Origin of the sequence: Frankia sp. R43, from assembly GCF_001306465.1 — a bacterium.
Taxonomy (GTDB): Bacteria; Actinomycetota; Actinomycetes; order Frankiales; family Frankiaceae; genus Parafrankia; species Parafrankia irregularis.
The window spans coordinates 236,527-257,440 of sequence record NZ_LFCW01000003.1; the positions used below are offsets into that span (position 1 = coordinate 236,527).

The 20,914-nt window shown below is 70.8% G+C and carries 16 protein-coding genes; 10 read left to right on the plus strand and 6 right to left on the minus strand.

The annotated features are described in order from the left end of the window. The first annotated feature begins 151 nt into the window (after nucleotides 1-151). On the plus strand, nucleotides 152-1,147 hold the full coding sequence (locus ACG83_RS14660; protein ID WP_054566782.1) for an aldo/keto reductase: 996 nt from the start codon (nucleotides 152-154) through the stop codon (nucleotides 1,145-1,147). Between the two features lie 71 nt (nucleotides 1,148-1,218). Here ACG83_RS14660 and purN read toward each other — a convergent pair whose 3' ends face one another. The 4 genes from purN to ACG83_RS14680 all read right to left on the minus strand — a co-directional run bounded on the left by purN (nucleotide 1,219) and on the right by ACG83_RS14680 (nucleotide 4,161). Continuing rightward, on the minus strand, nucleotides 1,219-1,851 hold the full coding sequence (purN, locus tag ACG83_RS14665; protein WP_054566783.1) for a phosphoribosylglycinamide formyltransferase: 633 nt from the start codon (nucleotides 1,849-1,851) through the stop codon (nucleotides 1,219-1,221). A gap of 117 nt (nucleotides 1,852-1,968) precedes the next feature. Further along, on the minus strand, nucleotides 1,969-3,135 hold the full coding sequence (locus ACG83_RS14670) for a serine hydrolase (protein WP_235497906.1): 1,167 nt from the start codon (nucleotides 3,133-3,135) through the stop codon (nucleotides 1,969-1,971). 74 nt (nucleotides 3,136-3,209) lie between these two features. Beyond that, complete coding sequence (locus ACG83_RS14675) at nucleotides 3,210-3,797, minus strand: hypothetical protein (RefSeq protein WP_054566784.1); 588 nt, start codon at nucleotides 3,795-3,797, stop codon at nucleotides 3,210-3,212. A gap of 1 nt (nucleotide 3,798) precedes the next feature. After that, nucleotides 3,799-4,161 carry a PadR family transcriptional regulator gene (locus tag ACG83_RS14680; RefSeq protein ID WP_054566785.1) on the minus strand — a complete coding sequence of 121 codons (363 nt, stop codon included), beginning with the start codon at nucleotides 4,159-4,161 and terminating at the stop codon, nucleotides 3,799-3,801. A gap of 145 nt (nucleotides 4,162-4,306) precedes the next feature. On the opposite strand from ACG83_RS14680, the gene ACG83_RS14685 reads away from it, so the two are divergent. The 8 genes from ACG83_RS14685 to ACG83_RS14720 all read left to right on the plus strand — a co-directional run bounded on the left by ACG83_RS14685 (nucleotide 4,307) and on the right by ACG83_RS14720 (nucleotide 17,851). Further along, on the plus strand, nucleotides 4,307-5,026 hold the full coding sequence (locus ACG83_RS14685) for a DNA alkylation repair protein (protein ID WP_054567232.1): 720 nt from the start codon (nucleotides 4,307-4,309) through the stop codon (nucleotides 5,024-5,026). Next, a complete protein-coding gene (locus tag ACG83_RS14690) occupies nucleotides 5,026-5,922 on the plus strand; it encodes an alpha/beta fold hydrolase (protein WP_083473259.1) in 897 nt (298 codons plus the stop codon). The genes ACG83_RS14685 and ACG83_RS14690 overlap by 1 nt, the downstream gene beginning before the upstream one ends. A 37-nt stretch (nucleotides 5,923-5,959) precedes the next feature. Then, nucleotides 5,960-7,165, plus strand: a complete 1,206-nt coding sequence (gene hppD / locus ACG83_RS14695; RefSeq protein ID WP_054566786.1) for a 4-hydroxyphenylpyruvate dioxygenase — start codon at nucleotides 5,960-5,962, stop codon at nucleotides 7,163-7,165. Nucleotides 7,166-7,268: 103 nt separating this feature from the next. Next, the gene (locus ACG83_RS14700; protein WP_054566787.1) at nucleotides 7,269-8,519 is read left to right on the plus strand and encodes a homogentisate 1,2-dioxygenase; all 1,251 of its coding nucleotides are present in this window, start codon (nucleotides 7,269-7,271) and stop codon (nucleotides 8,517-8,519) included. A 13-nt stretch (nucleotides 8,520-8,532) separates the two neighbouring features. Then, nucleotides 8,533-9,759: a fumarylacetoacetase gene (gene fahA / locus ACG83_RS14705; protein ID WP_054567233.1), complete on the plus strand. Its 1,227-nt coding sequence runs from the start codon at nucleotides 8,533-8,535 to the stop codon at nucleotides 9,757-9,759. 303 nt (nucleotides 9,760-10,062) lie between these two features. Beyond that, nucleotides 10,063-10,467, plus strand: a complete 405-nt coding sequence (locus ACG83_RS14710) for an OB-fold-containig protein (protein ID WP_054566788.1) — start codon at nucleotides 10,063-10,065, stop codon at nucleotides 10,465-10,467. 21 nt (nucleotides 10,468-10,488) lie between these two features. After that, a complete protein-coding gene (locus tag ACG83_RS14715; protein ID WP_054566789.1) occupies nucleotides 10,489-12,588 on the plus strand; it encodes a hypothetical protein in 2,100 nt (699 codons plus the stop codon). Nucleotides 12,589-12,598: 10 nt separating this feature from the next. Beyond that, complete coding sequence (locus tag ACG83_RS14720; RefSeq protein WP_054567234.1) at nucleotides 12,599-17,851, plus strand: DNA repair ATPase; 5,253 nt, start codon at nucleotides 12,599-12,601, stop codon at nucleotides 17,849-17,851. A 26-nt stretch (nucleotides 17,852-17,877) separates the two neighbouring features. On the opposite strand, the gene ACG83_RS46675 is transcribed toward ACG83_RS14720, so the two are convergent. Together ACG83_RS46675 and ACG83_RS14730 are read right to left on the minus strand one after the other, a co-directional pair. Next, nucleotides 17,878-18,753, minus strand: coding sequence for a serine/threonine protein kinase (locus ACG83_RS46675; RefSeq protein WP_235497908.1), 876 nt, complete (start codon nucleotides 18,751-18,753; stop codon nucleotides 17,878-17,880). Nucleotides 18,754-18,970: 217 nt separating this feature from the next. Then, entirely contained in the window at nucleotides 18,971-19,876 is a 906-nt protein-coding gene (locus ACG83_RS14730; RefSeq protein WP_054567235.1) for an AraC family transcriptional regulator, read from the minus strand. A gap of 160 nt (nucleotides 19,877-20,036) precedes the next feature. On the opposite strand from ACG83_RS14730, the gene ACG83_RS14735 reads away from it, so the two are divergent. After that, nucleotides 20,037-20,843: an SDR family NAD(P)-dependent oxidoreductase gene (locus ACG83_RS14735; RefSeq protein WP_054566790.1), complete on the plus strand. Its 807-nt coding sequence runs from the start codon at nucleotides 20,037-20,039 to the stop codon at nucleotides 20,841-20,843. The last annotated feature ends 71 nt before the right edge of the window (nucleotides 20,844-20,914 follow it).

Below are 20,914 nucleotides of genomic sequence, written 5' to 3' on the forward strand. Positions count from 1 at the left end.
GGCGAGTCGAGCCAGGGAGTGACGCTCCCACGATGAACACTCCTCTCCCGGATCTGCCGAGGCAGCCGCAAGGTGGAGACGAGCGAAAGCCGCGGTCGACAGTCGACGGTCGACGACAGCTCGCGGCCGACCGAGAACGAAGGAGAGCACATTGCAGACACGAACTCTCGGCAGCACCGGACCGTCCGTGGCCGCGCTGGGCCTGGGAGCGATGGGCATGTCGGGCGCCTACGGGGCGTCCGACCGCTCGGAGAGCATCGCCACGGTGCACGCCGCCCTGGACGCCGGCGTCACCCTGATCGACACCGGCGACTTCTACGGAATGGGCCACAACGAGCTGCTGCTCGAGGAGGCACTGCGTGGCCGGGACCGCGACAGCTATGTGCTGAGCGTCAAGTTCGGCGGGCTGCGCGGGCCGGACGGCCGATTCCTCGGGCAGGACGGCCGTCCCGACGCGGTCCGGAACTTCCTGGCCTACTCACTGGCCAGGCTCGGCACCGACCACATCGACATCTACCGGCCGGCACGGCTGGACCCGGCCGTCCCGATCGAGGAGACCGTGGGTGCGATCAAGGAGATGATCGACGCCGGCTATGTGCGGCAGGTGGGCCTCTCCGAGGTCGACGCCGAGACGATCCGCCGCGCGCACGCCGTCCATCCGATCGCCGATCTGCAGATCGAGTACTCGCTGGTGTCCCGGGCGGTGGAGGAGGACATCCTGCCCACGCTGCGGGAGCTGGGCATCGGCCTGACCGCGTACGGAGTTCTCGGCCGGGGCCTGATCTCCGGGCACTGGCGCGCCGGCCAGGCCGCCGGCCCCGGCGACTTCCGCGCCCACAGCCCGCGGTTCTCCAGCGGGAACGTGGAGCACAACCTCACCCTGGTGGAGGCGCTGCGGGAGGTCGCCACGGCGAAGGGCGCCACCGTCGCTCAGCTGGCTATCGCGTGGGTGGCGGCCCAGGGCGACGACATCGTGCCCCTGGTCGGCGCCCGGACCCGCGATCGGCTGGCCGAGGCACTGCCCGCCCTCGAGCTGAACCTCTCCGCGGACGACCTCGCCGAGATCGAGAAGGCCGTACCGGCCGGCTCGGCCCGCGGCGACCGGTACCCAAGCGCCCTCATGTCCTCCCTGGGCGTAGGGAACTGACCCTCCGGGCCCGTGAGGCCCGGCCCAGGCCGGGTCGCGTACGTGCCGATGTGCCAACAGGTTTCGGGTGGTCACGGCCGCTGTCTCGCGACGCCGCCTGATCCGTGGCCGCCGATCGCGCGCAGGGCGAGATCCTGAACGACCGCGGGAAGAAGGATGTGTTCGGCCGAAAGAACCCTCGTGGAGAGGCTTTCAATGGTGTCGTCCGGCCGGACAGCCAGCTCTTGTTGCGCGATGACAGGACCTTCGTCGTACTCTGCCGTGACGATATGGACCGAAGGCCCGGTGATGCGATCGCCGGAAGCCAGCACGGCTTCATGCACGGTGTTGCCGTACATGCCTCTCCCGCCGTGCCGTGGCAGCAGAGAAGGATGTATGTTGATGATTCTACCGTCAAAGGATCTCAGTGTTTTCGGGCCGATCTTCTTCATATAGCCCGCCGTGACGATCAGGTCGATGCGATGTTCGTTCAGGAGTGCGCATACAGCCGTGTCAAGCTGGTCGGGCTCGGGATGCGTGGCTCCTGACATGTGCGCGGCTGGTATGGCATGGGCATGGGCATAGGCGAGCGCACCGGATTCCCTGTTGTTACTCAGGACCAGTGACAGGTGGAACGCCGCATCCGGCACCAGCGAGGCCTGGTGCAGTGCCTGCAGATTGGTCCCGGTATGCGAGGCGAACACCGCCACCCGGAAGTCAGCCATGCACGGAACCTCGGAGCATCGGCCGTGGCCTCGGGTTCAGGGGGGCGTCGGGGTGGATCATGGGATTCGACACGCGCAGATTCTATGGGCGTTCCGCGGCGGGGGCGCGGTGTCAGATCAGGAGCGCGGTGTCCCGCACAGGGCCTGATCGGCTGCGGTTGTGAGCGCGGCCGTGGTGGCCGGTGGGGCGGGATAGATGGTGCTGGCCATCGTGACGGTACGGGCGGTGTCCTCGTTCCAGAACGCCATTGCCTGGTATCCGAAGATCGCGCCGCTGTGGCCCCAGTTCACTCCGCAGCGGTCGGAGACCCGTTCGATCCCGAGGCCATAGCGAAAGCCCGGATCGGCGGCATCCTCCACGGTGGTGGTCTTCATCTGCCGGAGCATCCGGGCGCTGAGCAGTTCACCGCCCATCAGTGCCTGATAGAAGCGGGACACGTCCCTGACGGTGGAGACGATGGCACCGGCTGCCCAGGCGTGCGAGGGATTGAGCCCGGTCACATCGAACGGCCCACCATCGGCCGCGGGAACGAGGTCCGGCGGGACGTATCCGTGGGCGTGATAGCCGGGAATGTTCCCGATGGCGGTGGGGAACGAGGTGTCAGCCAGGCCCAGCGGCCGGAAGATCCGCCGGTCGAGCTCCTCGCCCAGTGAATGATGGGTGACCGACTGGATGAGCAGACCGGCGACGATGTAGTTGGTGTTGGAGTACGCCCAGGCGGTGCCGGGTGCGAAGGAGCTCGGGTGGGTTTCGGCGATGGCCACGAGTTCCGCCGGGGCGAATACCCGGTTCGCGGTGATGCCGGCCAGCAGCTTCGGGTCGGCGGTGTAGTCGAACAGGCCACTGGTGTGGTTGAGCAGCTGCCGAACGGTGATCCTGTTCCCGTCGCGCAGCAGGCCCGGCAGCCGGCGTTCCACGGGCTGGTCGAGGGTGAGGCGTCCCTCGCCGACGAGCTGGAGCGCCACGGTGGCGACGAACGTCTTCGTGATGCTGCCGATCCGTACCTTGGCCTGCGGTCGCAGAGGGGCACCGGTGGCCAGGTCCGTGACACCCGCGGCGACCTGGCGGATCCGGTTGTGGTCCTGCACCCGGACCATGACACCGGGAACGCCTGCGGCGGTGACGTCGCTCAGCAGTGTCTGCAGGTCAGGGCTGATCCTCGACGAGGTGGCCGGCTCGGAAGCCCGCTGCGTCGAAACCCCCTGCGTCGCGGTGCCGGCCAGCGCTGGTGCGGTGCCCGCGAGCAGCGGCGAGATGACAACCGCGATCAGGAGGACCGCCACGGCCGGGAGAACCGTGCTGATGTGGCGATATGGAGAGGCGGTTCTCAGGTGCGCCGCCCCCGTCGGCCCGGGCCTCACGCCTGACCGCCGGTCTTCTGCTGATCAGTGACAACCGGTCGGGTCTGGTACCGCCGCCAGGCGATTGTCAGCCGCCACAGCCGCCCGGTGACGAATGCCCCGCCGAGCATGAGCGCGTAGACCAGCGGTGTCCAGGCACCGCCGACGGATGTGTGTGCTCCGTCGAGATAGGTGAATGTCTCGTCGCTGATCAGGTAGGGGACCCCGGCCCAGCTGAAGGTGCCGGTGGCCTGCGGGTCGGTCGCGGTGATCCCGGCGTCGAAGGCGACTCTTCCGACGTGCGTGAGCAGGGTCATCACCACCTCGACGAGGAGGATGGTGAGCGCCGCGGCTCCCCAGGACGGCCGCCGGGTGAGCTCGCCGTATTCGGCGGCGAGATAGCCGGCCGCGAGGACCCGCAGATCACCGAGCTGACGCACGGCCTGCCGGGCGCCGACATCCTCGGCGGCGGCCCACAGGTTGTCGCGTAGCTCCCGCCGCTTGGCGATCCGGGATCTGCGAGGCAGGTCCTGCAGGCGGGCGTCGAGCGTCCACACGGCGCGTTCGATGCGCAGCCGGTCGAGAGTTCCCCGTGATGTGGCCATGTCAGGTGTCCTCCGTCGAGGTGGGTGGGTCGGGGAGGGGGCGGACCAGCGTGGGATGGACCACCGCGGCCAGCGACAGCCAGCTCGCGGTGCCTTCTGCCAGGGCCTCGGTGCCGGCCGCGGTCGGCCGGTAGTACTTGCGGGCCGGGCCGGATCGGGACGCGACCAGCCGCGCCTCCACCCGGCCCTCGCGTTCCAGGCGGGCCAGCGCCGGATACACGCTGCCCTCGGTGATGTCCGTCAGGCCGAGCTGCCGCAGCCGCTGAACGACCTCGTAGCCGTACGACTCACGCTCGGCGAGGAGCCGAAGCAACAGCAGTGACAGGACGCCCTTGAGGAGTTGGGGATCATGTGTCGGCGCCATGGATGCAAGCTAAGCCTGGTACTCGGTATCGTCAAGTAGCTGGCATTGGCGAGTGCGCTGTCGAGGACCGGACACCCGCCGACCGTTCAGCGCGGTGGTGGCGGGCAGCATGTCAAAGATGGCGCGTAACGAGACGGGTGCGGAGATGGCCGATGGTCAGCTGGTCGCGGCGGTGCGAGCGGCGCTCGCCGGTGCCGCCGACCCGGCGAAGGCAACGGCCATGCAGGCGTACATGAAGTCGGAGATGCTCTTCCGCGGCGTGCCGAAGCCCGTCCGGGAACGAGCGCTGCGTCCCGTCCTGGCCGAGCGGACCCTGCCCAGCCAGTCGAGCTGGAGGGCGACCGTCCGGGCGCTGTGGCGGGAGGCGGAGTACCGCGAGGAGCGGTACGCGGCGATCGACCTGACCGGTCACCGTGCCTATCGCGGCTACCAGCACGCGGACACGCTGGACCTCTACGAAGAGATGATCACGACTGGTGCCTGGTGGGACTACGTCGACGAGATCGCCTCCCGCCGGGTCGGCCCGCTGCTCGCCGCGGACCCCACCGCGATCCGCCCCGTGATGCTGCGGTGGAGCCGTGACGGCGACCTGTGGCGGCGCCGGACGTCGATCATCTGCCAGCTGTCCTTCAAGGCCGCGACCGACCTGGACCTGCTGTACGCCTGCATCGACGCCAACCTCGACGACCGGGACTTCTTCATCCGCAAGGCCATCGGATGGGCGTTGCGCCAGTACGCCTGGACGAACCCGGCCGAGGTCCGCCGCTTCGTCACCGCCCGCGGGGACTCCCTGTCACCTCTCTCGCGCCGCGAGGCCCTGAAGAACATCGGAGAACATCAGCTGAAACCGCTGGAGGCATCGTGATGCGTCACGTCCGAGTGCAGGACGGGGCAGTGCTCTGGACGGTGATGGACGGCGCTGGGCCGCCGGTGGTCTGCTGCCACGGCGGCCCTGGCCTCTGGGACTACCTGGGCCCGCTGGCGTCGTTGCTCGCCGAGAACGTCGCTGTCGCCCGTTTCGATCAGAGGGGCTGCGGACGGTCGACCGGCGATGGTCCTTTCACCATCGCCCAGGCGGTCAGCGACCTGGACCAGGTGCGCGCCGCACTGGGAATCGACCGCTGGGCAGTCCTCGGACATTCGTGGGGTGCCGAACTGGCGCTGCGGTACGCGGCGGCTCATCCCGAGCGCACCACCCGCGTCGTCTACATCGCCGGAGTCGGGGCCGACGACTCCTTCCGCCCGGCCTACACCGCCGAACGCGATCGCCGCCTCGGTGTGGATCTCGGCCGCTGGAGAGAACTCGCGGCGCGCGACCGGACGCCGGCCGAGGAGCGCGAGTGGTGCCTCCTGCAGTGGCGGCCTGACTTCTCCCCGGGAGGAGCGGCCGAGCACGCGCAGGCGTTCTGGGACACCCGGCCCCCGGGCGCCAGCGTGAACCTGACCGCGAGCCGGCAGCTCTGGGCCGACCGCACCAGCATCGACCTGCTTGCGCTCGCTACCACCATCGAGACCCCGGTTCACATGATCTTCGGGGAGGACGATCCTCGCCCGTGGCAGGCGGTGATCCCCTTGCTCGACGCCCTCCCGAACGCTGACCGCGTCCTTCTCGGTGGCGCGGGCCACTCCCCTTGGGTGGAGCAGCCCGCCGCGGTCCGCGCGGTCATCCTGGACGCCCTGCTGCGTCCTGTCCCGGCGCATTCTGTCCCGGCGCGTTCTGGCCCGTTGAGCGCGGCGCTTGAAAACCAGCCGGAGGCGTGATGGCCTGTCGGGGGAGCGCGATGGTGAGGGGGGCGATATGTCGTCCGATCGGGCTGTTAACGAGCTGGAACGCCTGGCTGATCTGAGCGTGGATCAGCTGAGGCGGCTGGTCGGTCTGGTGGAGTACGACTCGTCCGCGGACCCGTTTCCCGTTTCCGGGTGGGATGGGCTGGTCTGGGTCGTCGGCAACGCGGTGCAGGCCGCGCACTACTTCCAGTCGGCGTTCGGTATGGAGCTGGTGGCCTATTCGGGGCCGGAGAACGGAAATCGCGACCATCGGGCCTATGTGCTGTGCTCCGGGGCGGCCCGTTTCGTGGTAAAAGGCGCTTACGACCCGGCCAGTCCGCTGGTCGAGCACCATCGGCGCCATGGTGACGGAATCGTCGACATCTCGCTCGAGGTACCGGATGTCGACCGGTGCGTCGACCATGCGGCGGCGCAGGGCGCGACAGTTCTCGCGCGTCCGCACGACGTCCGGGACGAGCACGGTCTCGTGCGGATGGCGACGATCGCCGCATACGGGGACACCGTGCACACGCTGGTGGACCGCTCGCGCTACCAGGGTGTCTACCTGCCGGGCTACGAGCCGCGGGCCTCGACGGTGCGCCGGCGCCCGGGCGCGCCGGAGCGGCTGTTCCAGGCCGTCGACCACGTCGTCGGCAACGTGGAGCTCGGCCGGATGGACCGATGGGTCGAGTTCTACAACCGGGTCATGGGCTTCACGAACATGGCCGAGTTCATCGGCGGTGACATCGCCACCGAGTACTCGGCGCTGATGAGCAAGGTCGTCGCCAGCGGAAACCACCGGGTGAAGTTCCCGCTCAACGAGCCGGCGGCCGGGCGGCGGAAATCGCAGATCGACGAGTTCCTGGAGTTCTACGGCGGCCCCGGTGCCCAACATGTGGCGCTGGCGACGGACGACATCATCGCCACCTATGACGCGATGGTCGCCGAAGGGGTGGAATTCCTGCCGACCCCGGCCTCCTACTACGAGGACCCGCGGCTGCGAGCCCGCATCGGCTCGGTCCGGGCGCCCGTCGAGGAGCTTTCCTCCCGGGGGATTCTGGTCGACCGGGACGAGGACGGCTACCTCCTGCAGATCTTCACGAAGCCACCCGTGGACCGCCCGACGGTCTTCTTCGAGCTGATCGAGCGGCACGGGTCGCTCGGGTTCGGAAAGGGCAATTTCCAGGCGCTGTTCGAGGCGATCGAACGCGAGCAGGAGAAACGCGGCAACTTCTGACGGAAAGCCGGGACCGGCGACCGACAGGGACGTCCGGCGACCGACAGGGACGTCCGGCGACTGGCAGGGACGACCGGCGGCGATGAGGCAGGAAGGTGCCCCGATGGCCTACTACCGGCAGGTGGGCGACGTCCCGCCGAAGCGGCACACCCAGTTCCGCCGGCCCGACGGAGGCCTGTACCGCGAGGAGCTCGTCGGCACGGAGGGGTTCTCGGCCGACTCGTCGCTGCTCTACCACCGCTTCGTCCCGTCGGCGATCGCCGACGCCCGAGCGTGGGAGCTGCCGGACCAGGCACTGGTCGCGAACAGCCCGCTGCGGCCCCGGCACCTGAGGCTGCCGGAGCTCTTTCCCGGCGACGCGCGGCACATCGCGCAGTACAGAGCGGTCGACGCGGTCACCGGGCGGCGGCTGCTGCTGGGGAACGGCGACGTCCGGATCTCCTATGTGGTGGCCGCGAGGCCGTCGCCCTACTACCGCGACGCGGTCGGGGACGAGTGCGCCTTCGTCGAGGCCGGCGGCGCCACGGTGGAGACGTCGTTCGGCGCTCTGGAGGTGGGGCACGGCGACCTCGTCGTGCTGCCCCGCGGCGTGATCCACCGGTGGGTGCCCACCGGACCGGACCCGCTGCGCCTCTACGTGGTCGAGGCGTCCAGCCACATCGCGCCGCCGAGCCGCTACCTCACCCGGTACGGGCAGTTCCTGGAGCAGGCGCCGTACTGCGAGCGTGACCTGCGGGCGCCGGCCGAACCGATGCTCGCCGACGGCACGGACGTCGAGGTCCACGTCCGGCACCGGGCCGGCGGACCCGACGGGCTGGCGGGCACGGTGCACGTGTTCCCCGAGCACCCCTTCGACGTCGTCGGCTGGGACGGATGCCTGTACCCGTTCGCCTTCAACGTCGCCGACTTCGAACCGATCACCGGGCGGGTGCACCAGCCACCGCCGGTGCACCAGGTCTTCGCCGGCCAGAACTTCGTGATCTGCGCCTTCGTGCCGCGCAAGGTCGACTACCACCCGCGGGCGGTCCCAGTGCCGTACTACCACTCCAACGTCGACTCGGACGAGGTGATGTTCTACGTCGCCGGGGACTACGAGGCCCGTCGGGGGTCGGGGATCGGCCGGGGCTCGGTCTCGCTGCATCCCGGCGGCCACACCCACGGTCCGCAGCCCGGCGCCGTCGAGCGTTCCCTCGGCGCCGAGTTCTTCGACGAGCTCGCGATCATGGTCGACACGTTCCGTCCGCTCGGCCTGGGGGAGGGGGCGCTGACCGTCGACGACCCGGGCTACGCCTGGACCTGGGCGGGGGCGGAAGGCACGGCGAGCCCGGCCTCGGCCTTTCCCGGTGCCGGATGAGCGTGTGCGCGTGATGAGCGGGAGCCCGTCCGCCGCGAGCTGGCTGGGGATTCCGGCCGGCAGCGGGTTCGGGCTGGAGAACCTGCCGTACGGCGTGTTCTCCACCGGCCGCGACGACAGGCCGCGCAGCGGCGTCGCGATCGGTGAGCAGATCCTCGATCTCACCGGTGTCACCGGCGATCCGGTGCACGGCACCGGGTCGCTGAACGCCTTCATGGCCCAGGGGCCGCGGCGGTGGCAGGCCCTGCGCGCCGATCTGGTCACCTGGCTGACCGACGAACGCCACCGCCGCCGCGTCGAACCGCACCTCGTGCCCCGCGGCGAGGCACGCCTGCACCTGCCGGTCGAGATCGCCGACTACGTCGATTTCTACAGCTCGCGGGACCACGCGGAGAACCTCGGCCGGATCCTCCGCCCGGGCGGTGCGCCGCTGACGCCCAACTGGCTGCACATGCCCCTCGGGTACCACGGGCGCGCGGGCACCGTGGTGGTCTCCGGCACGCCGGTGACCCGGCCCCGCGGACAGCGCAGAGGCCCAGCGGACGACACACCCGACTTCGGGCCGTCGCAGCGGCTGGACATCGAGGCGGAGATCGGGTTCGTCGTGGGGAGCCCGTCCCCGGCGGGGCGGCCGGTGGCGCTGCCGGACCTGCCCCGGCACGTGTTCGGCGTGTGTCTTCTCAACGACTGGTCGGCGCGTGACCTGCAGGCCTGGGAGTACGTGCCGCTCGGTCCCTTTCTGGGGAAGTCCTTCCTCACCTCGGTCTCCCCGTGGGTGGTGCCGCTCGCGGCGCTGGAGGCGGCCCGGATCCGGCCGCCGCGCCGGGAGGTGACGCCGCTGCCCTATCTGGATGACGCCGCGGCGGAGCCGTGGGGCCTGGACATCCAGCTGGAGGTGCGGCTGAACGGGCACCTGGTCAGCCGCCCGCCCTTCAGGCTCATGTACTGGACGCCGGCCCAGCAGCTGGCGCATCTGACGGTCAACGGCGCTTCGCTGCGAACCGGCGACCTGTTCGCCTCCGGAACGGTCTCCGGCCCGGCCCGGGACCAGCGTGGCTCGCTCATCGAGCTGTCGTGGGGCGGCCGGGAGCCGCTGGAGCTGCCCGACGGGTCCGTCCGCATGTTCCTGCAGGACGGTGACCATGTCGCCATCACCGCTGTCGCCCCGGGCCACCACGGCGAAACCCTGTCGTTCGGTGAGGTCACCGGCCGCGTTCAACCAGCCGCCGCGCTGGCCTGACAAACCGCGAGCGTGCCGGGCCCTCCGGGGGTGTAGCGCTCCACTACACGCCCGAGGCCTGGTCGTTCTAGGTTTGCCAACGTGGGCGTTCCAGCGGGAGGGAATGCCCGCCCGAGCAGGTTCGGGACGCGCCGGGGAGGTAATGCAGTTGTCCACGACAGGTCACCCGAAAATCTTCCGTGTGTTCATCGAGAACACCGCACGGATGGATGGCCGCGGGTACATGTACTTCACCATGGAAAACGCGGATCAACGCCGCCGCTGATCGCCGTGTTCTCCGCTGTCAGTCCACGGGATGCGGCAGTGCTTGACCACGTCGAGCTTGACGCGTCATTCCACGTCGCGCTGGCCGTGGTGGCGGTCGCGGTGGCGCTGGTCGGTACCTGGCTCCTCGTCCGCCTGCTGCTCTTCCCGCTGCGCCGGCTGCTGCGGCGGCGGCGTGGGGCGGCAACTTCCCGCTCCGAGCTGCTGGGGCGGTTGTGCGTCATCCGCACCGGCCGGGTGGGGCCTGAGTTCGGCCAGGCGGAGGTCAGAGCCGACGACGGCTCGTCCGTGCTGGTCCAGGTGCGACATCCCGAGAACAACCCGCTGCTGCGGGCTGGCAGCTCCGCCGTGATCTACAGCTATGACGCCGCCCGCGAGATCTTCTGGGTGAGTCCGCTGGACTTCATCCGCGAACTGGACCGCGACCACCCCGCCGTCGAGTGAGAGCGTAGAAAAGGAAAGCGCATGAGCCTCATCACCATCCTCCTGGGCGTGTTCTTCGGGTTGGTCATTCTTGCCGCGCTGGGCGCGGTCGTCGCGGTCAGTCGCCTGTCCCGCCAGGTGGAGCAGGGAAAAGCCCTGATCGTGTCGCGCTCCAAGAAGGTGGAGGTCACCTTCACCGGAGCGATCGTCCTGCCGATCATCAACAAGGCGGAGGTGATGGATATCTCCGTGAAGACGATCGAGATTCGGCGGACCGGCCGGGAGGGGCTGATCTGCCAGGACAACATACGGGCCGACATCCGCATCACGTTCTTCGTCCGGGTCAACAAGACGGTCGAGGATGTCATCAAGGTGGCGCAGGCGATCGGCACCGCGCGGGCCAGTGACCAGACGACGCTGCAGGAGCTCTTCAACGCCAAGTTCTCGGAGGCGCTGAAGACCGTCGGCAAGCAGTTCGACTTCGTCGATCTCTACACGAAGCGCGAGGAGTTCCGCGACCAGATCATCCAGGTCATCGGCACCGATCTGAACGGCTACAGCCTCGAGGACGCCGCCATCGACTTCCTCGAGCAGACCCCGATGACCCAGCTCGACCGGGACAACATCCTGGACGCCCAGGGCATCCGGAAGATCACCGAGCTGACCACCATCGAGCATGTCCGCACCAACGAGTATCAGCGCCAGGAGGAGAAGGAGATCACCCGCAAGGATGTCGAGACGCGGGAGACGATTCTCGAGCTCGAACGGCGGCAGGCCGACGCCGAGACGAAGCAGAAGCAGGAGATCGCGACCGCGCGGGCCCGGGAGGAGGCCGAGACCGCCCGGGTACAGGCCGAGGAACGGCTGAAGGCCACCTCCGCGGCACTGCGCGCCGACGAGCTGATCGGCATCCAGAAGGAGAACCAGGCGCGGGAGATCGCCGTCGCGGAGAAGAACCGGCAGCGGGTCATCGCCATCGAGACCGAGCGGATCGAGAAGGACCGCCAGCTCGAGGTCGTCGCCCGGGAGCGGGAGACCTCGCTGTCCCGCGCCGCCATGGACAAGGAGCTGGAGGTGCAGAAGCAGGCGGTCGCCGAGGTGGTCCGTGACCGGGTCGCGGTGGACCTGACGGTCGCCGAGCAGGAGGAGAACATCAAGCGGCTGCGGGCCGTGGAAGACGCCGAGCGCCTGCGGCAGGCCCTGGTGATCGAAGCGGAAGCCGAGGCCCAGCAGGGTCTCGTCAAGGACATCAAGGCGGCCGAGGCCGCCGAGCAGGCTGCCGTGCACAAGGCGCAGGAGGCGGTGATCCTCGCCGAGGCCCGCCAGCGGGCCGCGGATCTCGACACCCGCGCCAAGATCCAGCTCGCCCAGGGCATCCAGGCCGAGGCCGCGGCCAAGGGGCTCGCCGCGGCCGTGGTGCGGGAACGGGAGGCGGAGGCGATCGAGAAGGTCGGCCGGGCCGAGGCCGTGGTCGACCGGGAGAAGGCACTGGTCGCCGCGGCGGCGATCCGGGAGCGGCTGCGGGGTGAGGCCGACGGCCTCACCGAGAAGGCGACGGCGATGGCGGCGCTGGACGAGGCGAGCCGAGGCCACGAGGAGTACCGGCTGCGGCTGGAGGCCGAGAAGGAGATCCGGCTGGCGGGCCTCGACATCCAGCGCCGGATCGCCGAGTCCCAGGCCACGGTGCTGGCGGCCGGTCTGGAGAGCGCCGACATCGACATCGTCGGCGGCGAGAGCATGTTCTTCGACCGGCTGTTGAGCTCGATCACCATGGGCCGCGCGGTGGACGGCTTCGTCGAGCACTCCGACGTCGTCGGGGGCCTCGCGGGCCGGTGGCTGGACGGCTCCGCCGACTTCACCGCGGATCTGACCAGGGTGCTCGGCTCGCTGGGCTCCGGTGACGTCCAGAACCTCACGGTGTCGGCGCTGCTGATGCAGCTGATCAAGGGCGGTGGGCTGGACGCCGGGAAGCTGCGGGAGCTGGCGGACGCGGCCGCCGCCGCGGCGGCCCAGCCGGGGGCCACGACCACGACGACGACGACGCTGGAGGCCGCGACGACGTCCGCCAGGACGGCGAAGGCCGCCACCGTGACGACGCCATCGGCCACCCGTACCACCCCCGGCCGTGGCACCACCCGCTGAGGCCGGGCGCGTGGACCCGGACCCGACCGACACACCCCTCTCCGCCGACCAGGGCGCTCCCGACCATGACACCTACGAGGTGCTGCGGGCCCGGTTGGCCGAGCAGGCGGCGGAGCTGACCCGCCGGGCCGACGCCCTCAACACCCGCCGGCTGGCGGTGTTCGGCGGCAGCGGGCTCCGCCTGCTCGGTGCCGAGCAGGTCAGCACGCGACGTCCCGGTGTGGCGCAGGACGTCGTGGCGCTCGGCGAGCACCTGCTGCTCGGCTGCAACGTGCCCACCGCGCTGCCCGCCGCCTCCGCGGCCGACGGCGAGGCGGCGGCGGGGGCGGTCACCGACTACTTCTCCCTGCACCGCCTGGTCCGGGCCGTCGGCGGCGCCGCCACGGAGAGCGGCACCCCCACGGAGAGCGGCGCCACCCGGTTCCGGCTGGACGGCGTCAACGACGGCGTGGCCGGGAGCCAGGACCCGGACGTCAAAGCGGGCCCGGACACCGAAGAGAGGCCGGACGCCGAAGACGCCCTCGGCGGGGACGAGAACCTGGGTGCGGACGACGCCCTGGGCGAGGACGAGAGCCCCGGCGAGGGCGCCGCGCGGGGCGGGGACGTCCCGCCCGGCGTGCTGCGCGACCCGACGCTGCACCGTGACCTCCGCGAACTGGTCCGGTACTACCGCGACACCCGGCTCTTGCGGCTGCGCCGCCTCGACGACAGAATGCTCGCCGTCTTCCAGACCGGCCGCCGGCCGGACGACATCCGGGTGCTGCGGTGGCGGACCGGAACCGACGGCGCCGTCGACTACCTGGACAACCTCGGTGAGCGCGACCACGTGCTCCCGCCGGTGGACGACCTCGACTGGACCGCGGTCAGCCGTGACGACCACGTCCTCGGGCGCTTCCCGCACGTGTCCGTCCAGGGGGCCGTCTTCGTCTCGACGGTCGGCGGGGCCCTCACCGTCAAGACCGAGAACGACACCGAGAACCCGGGCGGCATCTACCGCGAGCCCGTGGACGAGCCGCTGCAGAGCCTGGCCGACGCCGAGATCTGGCACGCCCGGGTCGGGCCGCTCGTCGTGCTGCGGATCCGGCCGTACAAGGAGACCAGGTGGCGGTACCTGGTGTTCAACACCCGCAGCGCGCGGATCGTGCGCGTCGACGGGATCGGGCAGGGGTGCCGGCGGCTGCCCGCGGAGCAGGGGATCATCTTTCCCGATGGCTACCACCTGACCACCGGTGCCGTCCGGTCCTTCGACACCGACACCTCCGACCTGGAGTTCGACCGGGTCATCCACGCCCCCGGCGGCGAGGACGTGCTCTACGTCTTCCACGCCCGGGCCGCGGGCCGGTTCCTCCTGCTGCCCTACAACGTGATCCGTCAGGACGTCGCGACCCCGCTCACCTGCCACGGGTACGCCCTGTTCGGCGACGGCACGCTGGTGCTGCTGCGGACTCCGTCCACGCGGCCCACCCGGGCGCACGCCGTGCAGATCTGGCAGACGCCGTATGGGCACGCGGTCAGGTCCGTGACCGTGACCGGCAGCGGGCCGCTGGAGCGGATCGGTAACGCGGACCTGGTGCAGGGGATCTCGGACTGCGTCTCGGTGGCACGCCTGGTGGCCCAGACGACCCCGTCGCGGGCCGGGCTCGACGCGCTGATCAGCGCCTGCGGGCGGGCGTTCGACCGCTACCACTGGCTGGCCGACGCGGACCTCGGCGATCTGGGCGGGCCACTGGCGCAGGTCCGGACCACCGCCGGGCAGGTGCTCGCGGAGTTCGCGACGGTCGAGGCTCTCACCGAGGCGGCCCGGGCGACGCTGGCCGACACCGCCGCCGAGATCGACACCCTGCTCCGGCAGGTCCGCGACAAGGCCCCGCAGAACGCGGGCGCGGCGGTGGCGGCACTCGCCGACCTGCGCCGGGCGCAGGGCCGCCTGGTGGCCCTGCGCGACGTCCGCTACATCGACCTGGCGCGGATCGACGTCCACGCGGCCGAGCTGGACGGCGAGATCACGGCCGCCGGCCGGCGCGCGGTGGAGTTCCTGCACGGCGATGAGGCCTTCGCCGATTACCACGCCGAGACCGACCGGCTGGCCGGGCAGGCGGCGACCATCACCAGCGCCGCTGCGGCGACTCCGATCGCCGACCGGCTCGCCGAGCAGGCAGGCGGCCTGGAGGCCGTCGTCGAGATCGTCACCGGTCTCGACATCGTCGACACCACCGTGCGCACCCACATCCTGGACCGGATCGGGGAGGTCTTCGCCGAGGCCAACCGGGTGCGGGCCATCCTGGACGCCCGCCGCGGGCAGCTGTTCGACACCGAGAGCCGGGCCGTGTTCGCGGCCGAGCTCACGCTGATCGGCCAGGCCGTCAACGCGGCGCTGGCGGTGGCCGACACACCCGAGCGCTGCGACGAGCAGCTGGGACGGCTGCTCGTCTCGCTGGAGCGGCTGGAAGCGCGCTTCGGTGAATCCGACGACGCCGGCGAGCAGGTCGCGGCCCGCCGCGCCGACCTCTACGACACGTTCTCCGCCCGCCGCCAGGAGCTGGTGCAGGCACGGACCCGGCGGGCCGGCCGGCGAGCCGACTCGGCCAGCCGGATCCTGGCCAGCGTCCGTCGCCGCTGCACCGACCTGCGCACCCTCGACGAGATCAACACCTACTTCTCGACCGACCCGATGGTGACCACGCTGCACGGCATCATCGCCGAGCTGCGTTCACTCGGGGAGCCGATCCGCGCGGACGAGATCGCCGGCCGGATCGAGGCGGCGCGCCTGGACGCCCGCCGCGCCCTGCGCGACCGGGTCGACCTCTACGCGGGCGACGACGTCATCCGCCTCGGGCGCCACCTGTTCGCGATCAACACCCAGCCGCTCGACATCGCTCTCGTCCCCGACGGGGACCAGCTGGCGTTCGTGATCACCGGGACGGACTACCGCCGCCCGGTCCGCGACGTGTCCTTCGAGGGGACCAGGCCGTTCTGGGACGAGCCGCTGCCGTCGGAGTCGCCGCGGGTGTACCGGGCCGAGTACCTGGCCACGCGGATCCTCGCCGACGCGGTGGCCGGTGCCGCCGGGCTTTCCGTCGCGGCGCTGGTCAAGGCGGCCGACACCGGGGACGACCTGCTCGATCTGGTGCGCAGGGCGGCCGGGAGCCGCCACGACGAAGGGTACGAGCGCGGCGTCCACGACCGGGACGCCACCAGGATCCTCGCCGCGCTGGCCCACTCCTACGCCCAGGCGGGGCTGCTGCGCTACCCGCCGGCGGCGCGGGCCGCCGCCCAGCTGTTCTGGGCCTACGGCACAGATGTCGCCGGCCGGGTGGCCTGGGGCCGCCGGGCCGGGTCGCTGGCCCGGGCCCGGGCCGTTTTCGGCCCGGCCCACCAGCCGGGCTCGACCAGCCCTCACCAGGGGGGCCCGGAGCAGATCGGTGACCTGTGCGCCGAGCTCGCCACCGCCGTGACACAGTTCCTCACGGGACCGAGCCCAGGCAGCATCGCCAGCCTGACCGCCCTCGTCGAGCGGACCGGTGGAGTCGACCTCGTCGGGGAGTACCTGTTCGAGGAGCTCGCCGGCGAGCCCACCGGATTCGTCACCGGCGCCGCCGCCCGCGAGCTGCTCGCCGGCTTCCGACGAGCGCTCGGGGAGCGGGGGGCCGGCGACGGCTTCGAGCACGATCTGCTCGCCTTCGACGACGATCTGGCTGCCGGGCACCAGCTCGCGACGGCCTGGCTGGGTGCGTTCCACGCGTCCCGCACGGTCGATGCCGCGGGCCCCGAGAAAGCCGCAGGCCCCGGGGAAGCGGTGAGCGTCGGCGAAGCGGTGAGCGCCGGGGAAGCGGTGAGCGCCGGGGAAGCCGTGGGTGCCGTAGGTGCCGTGGGTGCCGTGGCCGACCTGCCGGAGGCGGTAGCCGTGCTGGTCTGCGGCTCGCGGCTGCCCCGGCACGACTCGTCGGCCAACCTGGAAGCCAGCGTCGACGGCCTGCTCGGCAGCCACCCGCGCATCGACGGCGGGCGCCTTGAGCTACGCCTCGACGAGACACTGGCGCGCACCCGCCGGTTCCACACCGAGCGGGTCCCCGCCTACCGCGCCTACCGGCGGCAGCGGGACGAGCTGATCTCCCAGGAACGCCGGCGGCTGCGGCTGGAGGAGTACCAGGCGACGCCGCCGGGCGGCTTCGTCCGTAACCGGCTCGTTGACGAGGTCTACCTGCCGCTCGTCGGTGCGAACCTGGCCCGCCAGCTCGGGACCGCGGGCGACGGCACGAATCCGGACCGGATGGGCCTGCTGCTGCTCGTCTCCCCACCCGGATACGGCAAGACCATGCTGATGGAATATGTGGCGAGCCGCCTCGGCCTGGTGTTCGTGAAGGTCGACGGACCTTCGCTCGGCGGCGCTGTCACCTCGCTCGACCCCGCCGCCGCACCCGACGCGGCCGCCCGCCGCGAGATCGAGAAGGTCTCCTTCGCGCTTGAGCTGGGCAGCAACGTGCTGCTCTACCTGGACGACATCCAGCACACCGCGCCCGAGCTGCTGGAGAAGTTCGTCCCGCTGTGTGACACCCAGCGTCGGATGGACGGTGTCTGGGACGGCGCGAGCCGCACCTACGACCTGCGCGGCAAGCGCTTCGCCGTGTGCATGGCGGGCAACCCGTACACCGAGTCCGGTGGACGGTTCCGGGTGCCGGACATGCTCGCCAACCGCGCCGACGTGTGGAACCTCGGTGACGTCCTTTCCGGCCGGGACGATCTGTTCGCGCGCAGCTATCTGGAGAACGCGGTCACGTCGAACCCGGTGCTGGCCCCGCTGGCCGGCCGTGAGCGCGCCGACCTGGAACTTCTGATCCAGATGGCCCAGGGCGACTCGGCGGCGCGGCCGGATCGGCTCAGCCATCCGTATCCGCCGGCCGAGCTGGACCAGATCCTGGCCGTGCTGCGGAAGCTGGTGCGCGTCCAGCAGGTCGTGCTCGCCGTCAACCGGGCCTACATCGCCTCAGCCGGGCAGAACGACGCGGACCGCAACGAGCCGCCCTTCCTGCTGCAGGGCTCCTACCGGAACATGAACCGGCTGGCGGAGCGGATCGTCCCGGTGATGAACGACGAGGAGCTGGACGCCCTGATCGCCGACCACTACCTCGCCGAGGCGCAGACCCTCACCTCCGGCACGGAGGCGAACCTGCTCCGGTTCGCCGAGCTGCGCGGCGCGCTGACCCCGGAACAGGCCGCCCGGTGGGCCGAGGTGAAGGCCCGCTACCGGCGCAGCGGGGAGTAGCACCAGGAAGCAGCGGCCGGGAGCGGTCAGCCGCAGTGCTCCCAGCCGCTGGTCCAGGTCGAGCCGGCGTAGCTGCCACCCCACTTCACGCACTTCCCCGGCGCGGTCACGTACACGGGCCCCGCGTAGTACTGAAAACTGCCCGTGTCGGACTGCCGCGTCGAACTGCCCTCCACCTGCACCCAGGCACCCATCGCCTGCGCAACCCCCACGCCGGACCCCGACTTCAGCGTCACCACACAGTTCTGGCTGCCGTTGTACAGCAGATAGATCGTCGCCGAGCCCAGGGAATGCCGGTCGATCTGCGAGTAGCCCGACCCGCACACCTGTGTCGCGGTATACGGATTCGGCTTCGCCGCGGCTGCGGGTGCGGATGTGGGCGCCGGAGCGGGCGCGGCCGTGGTCGCGCGCGCCTGCGTGCCCGCGGGCGCGGCGGGAACCGTCTGCGCGGGTGCGCCGGCGGACGCGCCCGACGCCGAGCTACCCGGAACGGAACCCGTGCCACCGGGACTCGAGCCGGGTGCCTGCGCCGACGGTTCGCCGCCGGCCTGCGGGGTGGCCGTGCCGGCCGATGCCGCGGAGCTGCCCGCCGCTTCGGCCTGCGCCGTCGCGGAAGCCGCCGCGCCCCGCTCCGAATGCCCTCCCTTGCGCGCCGCGGCGTCCGCCGAGTCCGCCCCGGCCGCGTCGAGGAGATTTCCTCCCGCCGACCGCGAACCGCTCGGCCCCGAATCGTCCGACCCCGGCGAGACCCAGAGGATCACCGGAACCGCGACGATCAGTGCCAGCGCGCCGGCCGCCGCCGCAAGCAGGGCGGTACGGCGCCGGCGGGCACCTGATCTCCCCGATCCCGGGCCCGCGTCCCCGCCATCTGCCTGACCGGGCTCCGATGTCGGTTCCTGCATCGCCGGCTCCTGAGCGAGAAGGGACATAACGCCCGAAAGCTTTTCAGGATCGGATCCGGTCCGGTCGATGCGGGGGGTCACCGGTTCGGTGTTCCGCGCCCTCGGTTGCGTCAGGCCTGCGGCGTGTGATCGGCAGGTCCACGCAGAGGACATGCGTCGCACGCATACCAGCGCATGCCAAAGCCGCGCAGCGGCGGGGGTGCCGCGGCGCGGAGCCTCAGACGAGGGCGGGTGCGGGGCGCCGCGCCAGGTGGCGCAGGCGGGCGGCGTCCTGGCTGGGGGGCAGGCCGAACTGGCGGCGGTACTCGCGGCTGAACTGCGACGGGCTGTCGTAGCCGACGCGGTGGCTGACACCGGTGACGTCGCCCGGGTGGGTGATGAGCTGCAACCGGGCCTCCTGCAGCCGGATCTGCTTCTGGAACTGGATGGGGCTCATCGCCGTGACAGCCTGGAAGTTCCGGTAGAAGGCGGACACGCTCATGCCGGACTGCCGCGCGACATCCTCGACCCGGAACGACTGCGTGTAGTGGTCCCGGATCCAGCGGACGGCCCGGGCGATGTGGTTGAGGCTGCTGTCGGCGAGGCCGAGCTGGCGAACGACGGCGCCCTGCTCACCGGTGATCACGCGCCAGAGGATCTCCCGCTCGACCAGGGGTGCCAGCGCGGCTCGGTCGCGTGGCTGGTCGAGCAGGCGCAGCATCCGCACCACCGCGTCGACCAGCTCCGATGGCGCGTCACTGACGGCCATCCCCGACGGTGCGCCGCCACCGGCGGGTGCGACGTCCGCCGGTGTGGCCCGCAGCAGGAGCTCGGCGATCGTGGCGGGGTTCAGGACCAGGCCGAATCCGAGTGAGGGGCGATCCGGGCTCGCCTCGACGAACTGGCCGGTGATCGGCAGGTCGACCGAGGCGACGAGGTACTGCCCGGCGCCGTACTCGTACACGCGTTCACCCAGCGCGATCCGCTTCGCGCCCTGCGCCACGAGCGCGAGCACCGTGCCCGACATCGCCGGCGCCGGCTCGGTCGAGTGCTCGACCCTCGAGACGAGGACCCTGTCGATGGCGGTCGTCATGTCCGGACGGGCGTGCCGGGAGATCAGGGAACGCAGCTCGCCAAGGTCCATGACCACATTAGAACATCAAACGAAAGTCGCCGTCTCGGTAGGATCGTGCAAGAGGTCGCGAGTATCTGTTTAACGTTTTCGCAGGTAGCGGTGTTTTCATGGGTTGGTCGACATCCCGGGAGCATCCGACAGCTCCCCGAAACACGGAGGCCGCGCAGCCATGTCTGTCAGTCACGGATTCAACGCCACTGCGACCGCCCGGCCCGCGCCGCGGGTAGCAGTTGTCACCGGTGCGAGCTCCGGGATAGGACGCAGCGCCGCCATCCAGATCGCCCGGCGCGGCACCGGAGTCATCCTCACCTTCCACGGCAACGAGGCAGGCGGGCGGGAGACCGTGTCAATGATCGAGAAGGACGGCGGCACGGCCGTCGCACTGCCCCTGGACGTCGGTTGCTCGGCGGACTTCCCGGCCTTCCGGGACTCCGTCACCGTCGCCCTGCGCGAGACCTGGCAGCGGGAGAGCTTCGACTTCCTGGTCAACAACGCCGGGTTCGGCCATATGGCGATGTTCGAGGACACCACCGAGCAGATGTTCGACGAGCTCATGCGGGTGCTGTTGAAGGGCCCCTATTTTCTGACCCAGACCCTGCTTCCGTTGCTGGCTGACGGTGGCGCCGTCATCAACACGACGAGCAACGCGGCCCGGTTCTCCGGACTGGAACCCGGCTATTCGGCCTACGGAACGATGAAGGGCGGCGTGGTCGTCCTGACCCGCTACCTCGCCAAGGAGCTCAGCGTGCGCGGGATCCGGGTCAACTCGGTCTCGCCGGGCGCCACCCGTACCCGTATCGCCGACGACGCGTTCGCGCGCCACCCCGAGGTGATCCCCCCGATCGCGGCCAGAACGGCCCTCGGGCGGCTCGGTGAACCCGATGACATCGGCCTGGCGATCGCCGCCCTGCTCGGAGAGGAAGGCCGCTGGATCACGGCCCAGGACATCGAGGTCTCCGGCGGCTACAACCTGTGAAGGCCTCGTCGCGATCGTGGTAGCCGCCGGCCGGTGACGTCCTCCGGTGCAGCGGCACTGTCGTCGAGGCA